10 protein-coding genes are annotated in these 13419 nt (G+C 75.0%); 6 read left to right on the forward strand and 4 right to left on the reverse strand.

Annotated elements, in window-relative coordinates:
* Positions 1–72 precede the first annotated feature (72 nt).
* Positions 73–2307, reverse strand: a complete 2235-nt coding sequence (locus KVF89_RS21660) for a HelD family protein (protein WP_257428554.1) — start codon at positions 2305–2307, stop codon at positions 73–75.
* A 173-nt stretch (positions 2308–2480) separates the two neighbouring features.
* On the opposite strand from KVF89_RS21660, the gene KVF89_RS21665 reads away from it, so the two are divergent.
* The gene (locus KVF89_RS21665) at positions 2481–3110 is read left to right on the forward strand and encodes a TetR/AcrR family transcriptional regulator (protein ID WP_257428556.1); all 630 of its coding nucleotides are present in this window, start codon (positions 2481–2483) and stop codon (positions 3108–3110) included.
* Between the two features lie 19 nt (positions 3111–3129).
* Here the strand turns inward: KVF89_RS21665 and KVF89_RS21670 are convergent, their stop codons facing one another.
* Both KVF89_RS21670 and KVF89_RS21675 read right to left on the reverse strand, forming a co-directional pair.
* Entirely contained in the window at positions 3130–4011 is an 882-nt protein-coding gene (locus tag KVF89_RS21670) for a TIGR03619 family F420-dependent LLM class oxidoreductase (RefSeq protein WP_257428558.1), read from the reverse strand.
* 33 nt (positions 4012–4044) lie between these two features.
* Positions 4045–6579, reverse strand: coding sequence for a LuxR C-terminal-related transcriptional regulator (locus KVF89_RS21675; RefSeq protein WP_257428559.1), 2535 nt, complete (start codon positions 6577–6579; stop codon positions 4045–4047).
* 198 nt (positions 6580–6777) lie between these two features.
* On the opposite strand from KVF89_RS21675, the gene KVF89_RS21680 reads away from it, so the two are divergent.
* The 4 genes from KVF89_RS21680 (at position 6778) to KVF89_RS21695 (ending at position 12019) form a co-directional block, all read left to right on the forward strand.
* A complete protein-coding gene (locus KVF89_RS21680; protein WP_257428561.1) occupies positions 6778–8748 on the forward strand; it encodes an RNA polymerase sigma factor in 1971 nt (656 codons plus the stop codon).
* Positions 8749–8780: 32 nt separating this feature from the next.
* Positions 8781–10712 carry an oxidoreductase gene (locus KVF89_RS21685; RefSeq protein WP_257428562.1) on the forward strand — a complete coding sequence of 644 codons (1932 nt, stop codon included), beginning with the start codon at positions 8781–8783 and terminating at the stop codon, positions 10710–10712.
* A 100-nt stretch (positions 10713–10812) separates the two neighbouring features.
* On the forward strand, positions 10813–11376 hold the full coding sequence (locus KVF89_RS21690) for a SigE family RNA polymerase sigma factor (protein ID WP_257428563.1): 564 nt from the start codon (positions 10813–10815) through the stop codon (positions 11374–11376).
* Positions 11369–12019, forward strand: a complete 651-nt coding sequence (locus KVF89_RS21695) for a hypothetical protein (RefSeq protein WP_257428564.1) — start codon at positions 11369–11371, stop codon at positions 12017–12019. The genes KVF89_RS21690 and KVF89_RS21695 overlap by 8 nt, the downstream gene beginning before the upstream one ends.
* Positions 12020–12038: 19 nt before the next feature.
* Here the strand turns inward: KVF89_RS21695 and KVF89_RS21700 are convergent, their stop codons facing one another.
* Entirely contained in the window at positions 12039–12686 is a 648-nt protein-coding gene (locus KVF89_RS21700) for a hypothetical protein (RefSeq protein WP_257428565.1), read from the reverse strand.
* 152 nt (positions 12687–12838) lie between these two features.
* Between KVF89_RS21700 and KVF89_RS21705 the strand changes: the two genes are divergently transcribed.
* Complete coding sequence (locus KVF89_RS21705) at positions 12839–13417, forward strand: hypothetical protein (protein ID WP_257428567.1); 579 nt, start codon at positions 12839–12841, stop codon at positions 13415–13417.
* The last annotated feature ends 2 nt before the right edge of the window (positions 13418–13419 follow it).

Consider the following 13419-nt stretch of genomic DNA (forward strand, 5'->3'; position numbering starts at 1 on the left):
AGAGATGATCGACAGCGATCCGGTCAACTGGGTTGATCGGATCGCTGTCGATGAGCCGCCGAGGTGGAGGTCTCAGCCGACGGTGGTGAGCAGCTGGGTGGCGCGGGTGAGGACGACATAGAGCGTGGCCCGGCCGGTGGCGGACTCGTCCTCGATCTCCTGCGGGCGGACGACGACGATGCCGTCGAACTCCAGGCCCTTGGTGTCGAGACCGGTGAGGACCACGACCCGGTCGTCGCCGGAGGGCGCGACCGAGGAGTCGATCGCCGCCCGGGCACCGGCCGCGTCGGCGGCCAGCTCGGGCCAGGACGCGAGCCAGGCGTTGACCTCGGAGCGCCGGGCGACCGGGACGACGATGCCCACCGTCCCGGAGACCCGGCCCGCGACGTCGAGGACGGCGGCCCGGGTCGCGGCCTCGAGGTCGGCGGCACCCGCACCGGACGGGAGGTCGACGACCACGGGCTCCTCGCCGGTGCGGCGGACGGCGTCGGGGAGGTCGGCGTCCAGCCCCACCCGCGAGGCGTACGCCGCGGCGTGGGCGTAGATCTCGGCGGAGTTGCGGTAGTTGGTCGACAGGTGGAAGGAGTGCAGCTGCTTGCGCTCCAAGGCGGCGGCGCGCGCGGCGTCCGCCTCGGCGGGCGCGGGCCACGACGACTGGGCGGGGTCGCCGACGATGGTCCACGACGCGGTGCGGCCGCGGCGACCGACCATCCGCCACTGCATGGGCGTCAGATCCTGTGCCTCGTCGATGAGGACGTGGGCGTAGCCGTCGTCCTCGATGCTGCTGACCGGCGGGCGCCACGGCCGGCCGGAGGGCGCGAACTCACGGTCCGACGCGGTCATCAGCTCCTGGATGTCGACGGCACCCTGGATGAGGGCGAGCGGGTCGTCGCGCTCGTCGTCGGCCTTCTGGGGCACGTCACCGAGCGCGTAGCGCAGCTCGTCGAGCAGCGGCACGTCCTCGATGGCGATCTGCGGGCTGATCGCGCGGGCCGGGTCGAGGTGGGCCCAGGTCTTCGTCAGCAGTCGCTGCTCCTCGCCCGACAGCAGGCCTTCGCCGACCCGGGCCAGGAACTCCGGCTCCCGCAGCCAGCACAGCACGGTGGCGGCGTCGAGCGGCGGCCACCAGGCGAGCGCGAAGTCGAGGAAGTCGTCGCGCGACAGGATCTCGTCGTTGAACCTCTCCCGCCCCTGCTCGCGACCGCGCTCGCCACGGACCTGGCGCCACAGCGCGTCGAGCAGGGCGTGGGAGACCCGCGGGAGCTGCTTGTTGCGCAGCCCCTGCGACATCAGCTGCCGGCGGATCTGGCCGAGCTTGCCGCGATCGAGGACCAGCCGGTCGTCGCGCCAGAAGACGCGGTACTCACGCGGGCTGCCGGGCGCCTGCTGGCGCGCCGTACGCCGCATCAGCTCGACCATCCGCGCCGAGCCCTTGATGTCGGCGACAGCCGGCTCGTCGTGACGGGTCGCGCGGACCTCGTCGACGACCTCGCCGAGGCTGCGCAGCGCCACGGCCGTCTCGCCGAGGGACGGCAGCACCCGCTCGATGTAGCGCATGAACACGCCGGACGGACCGACGACGAGTACGCCGCCGCGCTCGTAGCGCTGACGGTCGGAGTAGAGGAGGTACGCCGCGCGGTGCAGCGCGACGACCGTCTTGCCGGTGCCGGGACCGCCGGAGATGCTGACGACACCTCGGGAGGGCGCCCGGATCGCCTTGTCCTGCTCGGCCTGGATGGTCGCGACGATGGAGTGCATCGACCGGTCCCGGGCTCGGGAGAGCTGGGCCATCAGCGCACCCTCGCCGATGATGGGCAGCGATCGGCCCGCTGCCTCCGCCGCCTCGAGGCCGGCGGCGTCGAGGAGCTCGTCCTCGACGCCCACGACGCTGCGGCCGGCGCTGCGCAGCACCCGGCGGCGCAGCACGCCGTGCGGCTCGGCCGCCGTGGCCTGGTAGAACACCGCGGCGGCGGGCGCGCGCCAGTCGATCAGCAGCGACTCGTGGTCGTCGTCGCGCAGGCCGATCCGGCCGACGTAGCGCGGGGCCGCGTCGATGGTCGCGTCGAGGTCGAGGCGCCCGAACACCAGGCCCTCGTGAGCGGCGTCGAGCTGCGCGATCCGCTTGGCGGCCTGGAAGACCATCGCGTCGCGCTCCACCAGACCACCCTCGTGGCCCAGTCGCCCTCGGGAGTGTCCTTCCTTCGCCAGCTGCTGGGCGGCCTTCCCGGCCTGCTCCAGCTGCTGATAGACCCGGTCGACGAAGGTCTGCTCCCCCGTGACCTCGCGCTCCACCAGCTCGTCTGCCACCGCTCGTGACCCCTGCCGTCCGCACTCGTTCCTGGCTGCCGCGACGTTGGCGGCAAGCCACCAACTCTACAGGCGCCGAGAGTCCGCGGCCGGAGGGGACGGCGAACTCCCACCAAAGGCACTACTGTTGTCGAGATGGTCTGACGCATCGCGTGTCCAAGGGGGGTAGCACGATGAGCACGACACCCAGGGCGACCTCGCCCCGCAAGCCGAACCGCCGCGGCGTCGCCGCTCGCGAGAGACTGCTGTCCACGGCGATCGAGATGCTCGGCACCGGTCGTCCCGAGACGGTGTCGATCAACATGGTGGCCAAGGAGGCCGGGCTCAGCTGGGGCTCGGTGCAGAACCTCTTCGGCGACTCCGACGGGTTCTGGTCAACCGTCGTCGACCAGGTCATCGAGGCCGCGCCGGACCTGTGGGCCGAGCCGACGAGTACGACGGTCGCCGGGCGGGTGGCCGAGGTCGCCGACCTCTACCGCGCGCTGCTCGACTCACCGCAGGCGGTCACCATCGAGACCATGCGCTGGGCCCTGCCCCGCCCCCTCGACGTGCTCCAGGAGACCCATCCGCACACGGCGGCCTCGATCCGGCGGCTCGACGAGATGACCGCCCGCGCGTTCATCCGCTTCTTCGAGGGGATCGACGGAGCCGGGCTCGACGAGGAGCGGTCGGCCGCCATGTCCGAGGTGCTGCCGGCGATGCTGCGCAGCATGCGCAACGAGGCGCTGCTGGGCGCGGACATCGACCTCGACCGCGCGCACCGCACGATCGTGACGATGCTGACGTCCTACCTCGAGGGCTGAGACCAGGGCCCGCAGGGGCTCAGGCGAGCAGGGCCCGGGTCGGCGCGACGATGTCGGCCCCGAACCGGGCGATGCCGTCGAGCTTCTGCTCCAGCGGTGCGTCCTGCGGGTAGTAGTACATCCAGGGCATGGTCATGCACATCGTCACGCCGCCGCGCGACGCCCGGGCGAAGTCCTCGGGGACGACCGCATCGGTCAGCGCAGGTACGACGGCGAACGGCTGGTCGAGGTCCCGGCCCGCCTCCTGACGCAGGCCGCGCAGCCGCTCGACGATGGCGATGGCGTCGTCGATGCTCGCCAGGTCGCCGATCCAGCCGTCGTTGCGCGCGGCCCGGCGGAACGCCACGTCCGAGAGGCCGCCGACCCACACCGGGATCGGGCCGGGCGGTTCGGGCAGCATGACGAGCCGCTCGCAGCTGTAGAACTCGCCGGCGAACTCGGTCCAGCCCGGCCGCCACAGCTCGCGCATCAGGTCGAGCCCCTCGTCGGTACGCCGCCCGCGGGTGGCGAAGTCCTCCTCCAGCAGCTCGAACTCCTCGCGGCACCAGCCGACCCCCACGCCGAGGGCCACCCGGCCGCCGGACAGCGCGGCCGCCGTGCCGATCGCCTTGGCGACCACGAACGGGTTGCGCATGGCGGCGACGTAGATCGAGGTGAAGAACCGCAGCTCGGTGGTCACCTGGGAGAGCGCGCCGATGGTGACCCACGGGTCGGGCCAGTCGACGTCGGGCCGCCAGCGGCGGTCGCCGTCGCGGGTGTAGGGGTACGGCGTCGCGATCGTCTCGAGGTCGACGACGTGGTCGGCGAGGCTGAGCGCCGTGAACCCGGCCTCCTCCGCGGCGCGCGCCAGCGGCACCAGCTGGTCGATCGGGTGGTAGGCGGTGACCATCGCGAAGTCCACGCCTGCACCCTAGGCGAAGAACTAGAACATGTTCTAGAGCAACCGCGCGGCCGAGGACGTCGACCCCCCGAGCACGCAGAGCTGGATCCCGCGCTCGATGGCCGCCTCCCGCGAGTTCACGCCCCACTTGCGATAGATGCTGCGCATGTGCGACTTCACCGTCTCCGGGGACAGGTGCAGCGCCGCCGCGACCTGGCTGCGCCGCGGGTGGTCGAGCGAGGCGCGCAGCACGGCGATCTCCTGGCCGGTGAGCGGCACCGCGTCGGCGCCGGTGTCCAGGGGACCCGCACGGTCGCGGACGCGGACCATGTCGACGACCTCGCCGTCGAGGTACGCCGCCGCGACGGCACCGTGCCGCAGCGCCAGGTCCCGCAGCGCGGCGAGGTCGTCGGCCGGCACGTGCAGCAGGTGCGCCCGGACCCCGTGCTCGGCGTACAGGGCCGACGCCTGGTCGAGCAGCGCCCCTGCCGCCTCCGCACATCCCGAGCGCAGCGCCGCCGCAGCGCCGAGGGTGGCGACGGCGGCACGGGAGCGGACGGTGTGCCCGGCCTGGACCTGCAGGCGGGACACCAGGTCGAGCGCGCCCTCCGCATCTCCGGCGGCGAGCCGGTCGAGCAGCAGGGCCGGCGCCAGCTGACCGGCCCAGCGGGTCGTGCCGCGCAGCAGCGGATCGGCGTTGCGCGCCCGGCCCTGCGTGATGAGCGCGACGGCCACGAGGCCGTGCAGCGCGGTCGTCCCGAGGTTCTCGCCGACGCCGGGCGGCACCGGACGGGACCGGAGCGCCGCCGAGATCCGCTCCAGCTCGGCGCCGACGTCGCCGAGGCCGAGGTGGGCCTGCAGCCGGGTCCAGGCGAGGAAGGGCCACAGCTCCCCGACGCCGTCGTACGACGCCCCGTCGTGCTCGGCGAGCGCCTCGGCGAGCTCGAAGCGGTCCAGGCACAGCAGCGCATGGCCGACCGCAGCGAGGCCGTGCGTCTGCTCCGGCCCCGCTGCCGTCGCCAGCATGCGCGCGGCGGTCCGTGACCGGCCGTCGATCGCCGCGAGGCCGAAGGCGTACGCCGTCGTGTCGGCGCGCGACCACGGCTGCCGGGCCGTCCCGCGGGCACGCCCGACCAGGCCGTGCGCCCGGTCCACGTCGCCGGCCTGGAAGAGCGCGTAGGCCAGGTGCCGCCATGCACCGGCCCGCACGTCGGCGAGACGCGCGTCGAGGTGCTCGAGCCCGTCCTCGAGGGCGAGCGCCGTCCGGGCGGTCTCACCGGCGTCGACGTACCTGCCGACGTGGCGCAGCGCGACCGACCGGGCGACCTGCTGGAGGAACCGGCCGTCCCGTCGGCCCGCACGGTCCTCGGACTGCTCGACGACCCGGGTGAAGTACTCCTGCGCGGCCTGGCGGGTCGTCGGGTTGCCGCTCAGCACCAGCCCGCGGGCGAAGGCGAGTCGCGGGTTCTGGATGACCACCGCCCGCGGGATCCGGCTCAGCTGGTGCTCGAGGCGCTGGGCCACGTCGCTCTCGGGCACGGAGGACAGCGCGGCGCACACGATCCGGCCCGCGAGCTCGTACCGGCCGGCGGCCACGGCGAGCTCGAAGCCCGGCAGGTGGTCGCCGCGGCCGTGCAACCAGGTCGCGGCGGCGCCGGCCCCCCAGCGGTACCGGTCGGTGTCGGTCGCGAGCAGCTCCGCGCGCGCCGCGGCGCGCAGCGAGTCGACCACACGGAAGACCCGGCGCCCCGCGGCATCGGTCTCCCAGCGCCCGTTGCCGTCGGCCTCGAGCCCGGCCAGCAGGATCGCCGCGTCAGCCGGCGCCCACTCGCTCAGCGTGCCGGCGAGCTCGGGATCGAGGTACGGCGCCGCGCAGATGTCGCGCACGAACCGCCAGGCGTCCGGTCCGTCGAGCTGGGCGGCCAGGTCCTGGGCCACGATGGTCCACCAGCTCCCGGTGCTTCGCGCCGGGAGGCCGCGCCGCGCCGCCAGCGACAGGCTGGCCGCCCGCACGGCCAGCGGGAAGCCGCGGGTGTCGTCGTGGATCGCGGCGGCCTCCACGCCGAGGTCGCGCGCGCCGGCCTGGGTGAGGAAGCGCACGGTCTCCTCCGCGGTGAACGCGAGGTCGTCCACGCCGATGACCGTGGTCGCGGCCGCCGGGGAGTCCGGGCGCTCCGGGCGCTCCGGGCGCTCCGGGCGCTCCGGGCGCTCCGGGCGCTCCGGGTGGGCGAGCCGGGTCGCGACCCGGGTCGTCACGACGATCCGCGTCCCGGGCCGGGTCGCGACCCGCTCCCGGACCAGCGCGTCGACGGCAGTGGTGGCGGCACCGAGACGCTCGTAGCCGTCGAGGACGAGCACCGGCGTGTCGGGCAGCTCGCGGAGATCGGGGGACACCGGCACGCACCGGGACGCGGCGCCCGCCGTACCGGCCCGCAGCCACTGCCGGACCAGCGTCGTCTTGCCGAAGCCCGACGGCGCCTGCAGCACCGTCACCGGCGCCGCGGAGTCCAGGAGGTCGAGGAGACGCTCGCGCCGGAGGGTCGCGAACGGTCGGGAGGGGGTGCTGGTCGCGCCGTGGGAATGCGCCATCGGTAGGCCCTGTCGTCGGTGCGGTGCACGCGGTCCCCCCGGTTCGCGCTGCTGCGGTCGAGGAACCAGGACGCAGGAGCGCTCGCGCCGATGACGCGTTTTCACGGGAGATTTCGCACAGCGGCGTCCGCACCGCTCTCGGCGTCGTCCGGGGGTAGCCTCCTGGCACCCCCCGACGACGAGATCGACTGCCGGAAGATGCCGACGGAACTGCCCGACGAGAACGACCTCCTGCGCCGCGCCCACGACGGTGACGCCACGGCGCTGGAGGCGTTGTACGCCGACAACGTGGGCTCCGCGCGTCGGCTGGCCCTGATCCTCGCGGGCCCGTCGGCCGCCGAGGACCTGGTGGCCGACGCGTTCGCGCGGGTGCTCGCGCAGATCCGGATCGGCCAGGGCCCGGTCAGGAACTTCCGGGGCTACCTGTTCGCGACGATCCGCAACCGCCACCGCGACCTCATGCGCCGCGCCGGCCGCGAGGCGCCCGTCTCCGACGAGCCGTGGCTCCTGGAGAGCCCGACGGAGTCGGTGGAGGAGCAGGTCCAGGAGCTGGACGAGGGCGCTGCGGTCGCGGCGCTCGGCAGCCTGCCCGACCGCTGGCAGCGGGTGCTGTGGCACCTGGAGGTGGAGGGCCACCAGGTGCCCGAGGTCGCGACGATGCTCAGCATGTCGCCGGCCGCGGTGTCGTCGCTGGCCTACCGCGCCCGCGAGGGTCTCAAGGTCGCCTACCTCGACCACCACCTCCCCACGGCCGCCGGCACCAAGCCGTGCGGCTGGGTCCGGCAGCGGCTCGGCAGCTATGTCCGCGGCGGCCTCAGTCCGCGGGCCGGCGCCCGGCTCGACGCCCACCTGACGACCTGCGCCGCCTGCTCGGCGGCCGCCGCCGACCTGCAGCACGTGAACCGGAAGCTCGCCGGCCTGCTCCTGCCCGTCCTCCTGGTGGGCGGTTCGGGAGCCGGTCTGCTCGACCTGGTCGGCGCCTCCGGCGGCGCACCCGGCGAGCCGGGCAGCACCACGGCGTCGTCGGCCGGTGCCGCCTCCTCGACCGGTGCCGCGGGCGCCGCGGGCGCGGCCGGGGCGGCCCGGGGCCTGGGCCGGCGCGGCGTACCAGGGTCATCCGGACCGGGACGGCTGGTCCGGCTGCTCACCGGCTCCGGCACGTCCGCGGCCGGCGCCGGGGCCGGCGCGGGGGTGATCACCCTCGTCGCCCTGTCGGCGGCGGCGCTGGTGCTGGCCGTGGTCGCCGTGACCTGGTGGGTGGCCGCGAGCCCCGACGACGCCGACGACCCCGCGAGCGCCGACCACCCGGCCACGGACGCGACCTCCGGCCCGGCGACGACCGACGGCGCGAGCCCGGACGCCACCGCGACCGACGATCCCGCCGACGGACCGACCGACCCGGCCGACCCGGCCGACCCGGCCGACGGCACCACCCCGGTCACCGGTCCTCGGGTGCCCACTCCCGGCAGCGAGGAGCCCGGGACGCCCGCGACGACCGCGCCCGGGAAGGCGGGGGGAGCGGCAGCGGCCGGGCCCGGGAAGCTCGGCGCCACCCGCGCGGCGGCACCGGTCGCCGTACGCCCGACGGCTCCGACCGCCACCGCGATCAGCCGTTGCGGCAGCGTCGGCTCGCTCACGATGCCGCAGACCGCGGGCGTCGACTACGTGCTCACCCAGGGTGACGGCACGCAGGGTGCCTGGGAGGTGACCGGCAAGCCACGCAGCGGGCACGTCCTCGCCGCGGGTGCCCCGCAGCGGTTCAGCGGGGATCTCGGCGCCTACTACGCGTGCCCGACGCTCGGCACGCTCACCGTCACCGACCTCGGCGGAGGCGACTGGAGACTCACCGTGCCCGTCACCGCCTCCGGACCGGTGAGCTATCAGCTGACCGCCGCCGTGACCGTGGGCTCCGAGACGGTCGTACCGGCCGGCGCCGTGAGCGGTGCCGGCTGGACCTGCTGGGGCCCCAATCCGGGCGACCCCCAGATCGGCGCGGACACCGAGTACATGCTGCCCGCCGGCTTCGCGATGAGCTGCCGGTTCGACTACACCGGAGTCGCGCCTCCGGACCTGACGGTCACCATGTTCCCGACGACCGTCGGCCCGCCGCCGGCCGGAGACGTCGCGCTCACGGCCGAGGGCACCCAGCAGGACAGCGCGACCTACTGACGCGGGCCGGGAACCCCGGTAGAACATGTTCCATGTTTCCGTACCTGCTGGCTCCCGGCCGGATCGGCTCCATGGAGCTGCGCAACCGGATCGTGATGTCTCCGATGGAGACGATGTACGGCACCCCGGAGGGTCATCCCTCCGACCGCACGGTGGCGCACTTCGCGACCCGCGCGGCCGGCGGCGTCGGTCTCGTCACCGTCGGCGCGACCGGCATCGACCCGCGACACCCGGAGACCCCCGGCGGCCTGCAGCTCGGTGACGACGCGGCCGTCGCGGCGCACCGGCGCCTGGTCGAGGCGGTGCACGCGCACGGTGCCCGGATCCAGCCGCAGCTCGTGCATGCCGGCCCGGACGGGCTGGGCCCGGAGCTGTTCGGCGTGACCTCGCTCGGGCCGTCGGTGATCCCGTCGTACCTCACCGGGCGGCCCTCCGCGGAGGCCACGAAGGAGCAGATCGCGGCGATCCTCGACCAGTTCCGGGCGGCGGCGGGCCGGGTCCGGGAGGCCGGGTACGACGGCATCGAGCTGCACGCCGCGCACGGCTACATGTTCCTGGGCTCCTTCCTCGCGCCCCAGCGCAACCGGCGCGGTGACAGGTACCGCGGCAGCTCCGTCGAGGGCCGGATCCGGGTGGTGCTCGAGGCGCTCGCCGCCGTCCGCGCCGAGGTCGGTGCGGACTTCCCGGTCACGCTGCGGATCTCCGGCTACGAGCGGGTCGCCGCCGGACGCCCGGTGCACGACACCGCCACCATGGCGCCGCTGCTCGTCGAGGCCGGCGTCGACGCCTTCCACGTCAGCGGCGGCGTCATCGACCGGCTGGTCACCGGCATGGTGAACGCCGCCGACGACGGCGACGGGCCCAACGTGGGCGGGGCCGCGGCGGTGCGGGAGGTGGTCGACGTCCCGGTCATCGCGGTCGGGCGGCTGCACGACCCGGCCCTGGCCGAGCGGGTGCTGGCCGACGGGCGCGCTGACTTCGTCGCGCTCGGCCGGCCGCTGCTCGCCGACCCGGACCTGCCGCGCAAGCTGGCGGGCGCGCTCGGCGGGCCCACCCGGGTCCGGCTGTGCATCTCGTGCGAGAACTGCATCGACACCCTCGAGGAGAGGCTGGCCGCCGAGTGCGCCGTGAACCCGTTCACCGGCCATGAGCTGGAGCTGGTGCGCTCCGCGCCGGCGACGCCGCGGCGCATGGTCGTCGCCGGCGGCGGTCCCGCCGGCCTGGAGACCGCGTGGCGGGCGGCCGAGGCCGGGCTCGACGTCGTACTGCTCGAGGTCGCGGAGCGGCTCGGCGGCGCCCTCGTCGACGCCAGCGCCGTGCACGCCGAGAACCGGACCTACCTCGACTGGCTGCTGGCCAAGGTGACGGATGCGGGCGTCGACGTCCGGCTGGGCACCGCGGCCGAGCCCGGCCCGGTCCGGGCGCTCGCCCCCGATCTGGTCGTGGTCGCCACCGGTGGCCGGGTCGAGGTCCCGGCGGTGCCCGGCGCCGACCTGCCGCACGTCGTCGGTGGCATCGACCCCGACCGGCCGCCTCCCGGACTCCGGGTCGTCGTGATCGGGGGCCGGATGGCGGCCGTGGAGTGGTGCGAGGTGCTGGCCGCCTCCGGGCGGCTGGTCGCGCTGCTGCACACCGGCGCCGAGATCGCGCCGGAGTTCGGTGCCAAGCGACGTGGCGAGCACATGGACCGCCTCGACCGCCTCGGCGTCACCGTGCACGTCGACGCGACCGTCGCCGCGATCACCGCGGACGGCGTGCACTGGACACCCGCCCACGGCAGTCCGCGGATCCTGCCGGCCGACGTGGTCGTGCTCGCGGGTGAGGTGGTCGCCGACCCCGCGACGCGGGACCGGCTCGCGGCGGCACTGCCCGGGGTCGACGTACAGGTGGTCGGGGATGCCGGCGGCCTGGGCCTGATCCGGGGTGCCACCGCCGACGCGGCCCGCCTCGTCGCGACCCTGTGACCCACGAATCAGGGCGGTGATGCAACCCTCGGGGGTACGAACGTCCTTGGGTAGTCGTGGACATCAAGTCTCGGGAGTCGCGTGAGGGGGTGAACGGCGCGTGGATGCCGATTTCGCCGAGTTCGTCGCGGCGAAGCAGAACGGCCTCCTGCGCTACGCCATGCTCCTGACCGGAGGCGACCCGCACACGGCCGCCGACCTCGCCCAGGAGACCTTCCTGCGCCTCGGTCGGCGGTGGCGGGTGGTCCGCGACGTCGAGCACCAGGACGCGTACGCGCGCCGCACGATGACCCGGCTGTGGTGGAGCCGCAGCAAGCGCGACCGGCGCGAGGTCCTGCTGGCCGAGCCCGAGGAGCGGGCCACCAGCGACGCGGATCCCGCCTGGACGTCGGACCTCTGGGCCGCCCTGCAGCTGCTGCCGCCGCGCCAGCGCGCCGTGCTCGTGCTGCGCTACTACGAGGACTGCTCCGAGAAGGAGATCGCCGAGATCCTCGCCTGCCGGCCCGGCACCGTCAAGAGCCAGGCCAGCCGCGGCATGGCGTCGCTGCGGCGCCTGATGGGCGTGGCCGGCGACGGCGAGCCGGTGGTCCGCAGGCTCGTCGATGGCGCCACGGACAGTGCCGTCGAGGACGAGCGCGCCGGGGGGAGGTCGGCCCATGAGTGACCTCGAAGGCCAGCTGCGCGCGTTCCTCCACGAGGGCGAGGTCCCCGTCCCGGACGTCCCCGACCTCGTCGACCGGGTGGCCGGCGCCCAGCGCCGCCACCGGCGGCGCCGGGTCGCCGGTGTGGTCGCGGCCGCCTGTCTCATCGCCGCCGCGGGCATCGCCGGCACCGTGCTGCGCGGGGGCGACTCGACACCCCAGCCGGCGACGCCGGGGCCGAGCTGCGCGGGCGTGACCCTGCGCACCGCGGGCGTGAGCACCGTCGCCGGCGCGGCCGGGCCCACCCTGGCCCTCGTCCTCGGCAGCGGCACCGGCGGGGACGCCCGGTGCCCGATCGGCCCGGGGACGCGGATCGAGATCGGCACCGGCGCCGACGCCCTGAGCACGACGATCCCGCACGGCATCACGCCGGTCCGTCTGCGCCCCGGCCGGGACGCGCTCCTCCAGCTCACCTGGACGACCTGGTGCGGGGACGGCCCACCTCAGGTCCGGATGACCTTCTCCACCGGCGAAACCACGACCCTGGATCTGCCCGCGGAGACCGAGACGCCGCCGTGTGCCACCGCGAGCGACCCGGCGCCGCTGCGCTTCGTCGCGCTCAGGACCGCGGACGTGATGTCCGGCGGCAGACCCGGGCCCGGCTAGCCTCGATGGTTCGTCGGGGCTAGCGCATCTTCACCGAGTTGGCCGCGGCGTCGAGGGCGCCGAAGTGACCGGAGGTCGCGACATAGCCGTACGACGCGCCGCCGTAGGACGCGTTGTTCCAGACCTTGAAGTCGCAGCGGGCGTAGCCGGTGCCCGAGCGGATCCGGTTGCGCCAGTCCGAGGTCAACGTCGGCCAGGCCCACTCGACATCCGGGTCGTCGTCGCACCCGCTCGCCGCCTCCATCACCAGCGCGGCGCCGCTGCCGTAGGTGCCGTCGTAGAAGATCGCCGTCACGACCGACGCCAGCGGCACGGTCGGGCCGGCGAGGTCGGGCTGGTCGGCCTGACCGGCGCGGGCTGCCGGCACCGCGGACCTGGCCACGGCGCGGTCCTGCCGCACCAGGCCCGCCTCGATCGACGCGACCGTCGTCCGCTCGGCGAGATCGGCGGTCGTGAGCCCGTCGGAGGACACGCCGGTCACCGCCTCGAGCAGGGCGTCGGCACTCGGGTAGCACCGCAGCTCCCCCGTCGTCGCGCGCAGGATGCAGGCCTGGTCCGGGGCTCCCTCCCGGTCCGCCGCGGCCCGAGCGGGCGGTCCCGAGGGCAGCACCAGCGCTGCCGCGGCGAGCCCGGCCAGCACTGCCCCGACGATCTTCTTCTTCACCATGTCCGCTACCTCCCGTGGGCCTCATGCTCCTGATCGGTCCGACGCAAACCCCTCGGCCCGTTCGACGGGCTCGGCTCGGGCCTGGTTCCGCGAGCCGCGCGGCCCCGCCGGATTCCGGCCCCGACCCGGTCCGCGCCTCTAGGGTCCACGGTGTGGTCCTCCTCCTCACCCCGGCCCTGCCCGACGCCCCGACCGGCGGCCGGCTCGGTGGCGCCCCGCCACGGGCGATCGAGGAGCACCCGTGGTTGGCGACGCACCGCTACGTCCTGACCCTGCCCGCGGGCTGCGCGCCCTGGTCCGCGGGCCGCGAGGTGTCCGTCCTGCTGCGCGCCGGCTTCGACATCGGCGACGACGACCTCAGCTATCCGGCCATGGCGATGCGGGCCGTGGTCCACCGGCCCTCGCCCCGCGGCGAGCGCCCCGAGCTGAGCTGGCCCGGCCTGCGAGCCGCCGCTCTCGCGCCGCTCGGCACCGGCGACGAGCGACCGGGACTCGTCCGGATCGCGGAGACGCCGCGGCTGATCCAGCAGCAGCCGTCGTACGCCGCCGCGGTGGAGGCCGACGGCCACCGGTTCCTGTTCCAGGTCGACGAGGAGGGCTGGCCCGTCGAGGGCGAGCTCGAGGACGTCGTGGCGGAGTACCTCTGGGGCTACGGCTCGGTGTACTTCTACGGCACGCCCGGGCCGGACGGGCTCGTCGACGAGGTCGTCGCCGGGTTCCTCGACTCCTGAGC

It is taken from the genome of Nocardioides carbamazepini, assembly GCF_024614185.1.
Classification (GTDB): domain Bacteria; phylum Actinomycetota; class Actinomycetes; order Propionibacteriales; family Nocardioidaceae; genus Nocardioides; species Nocardioides carbamazepini.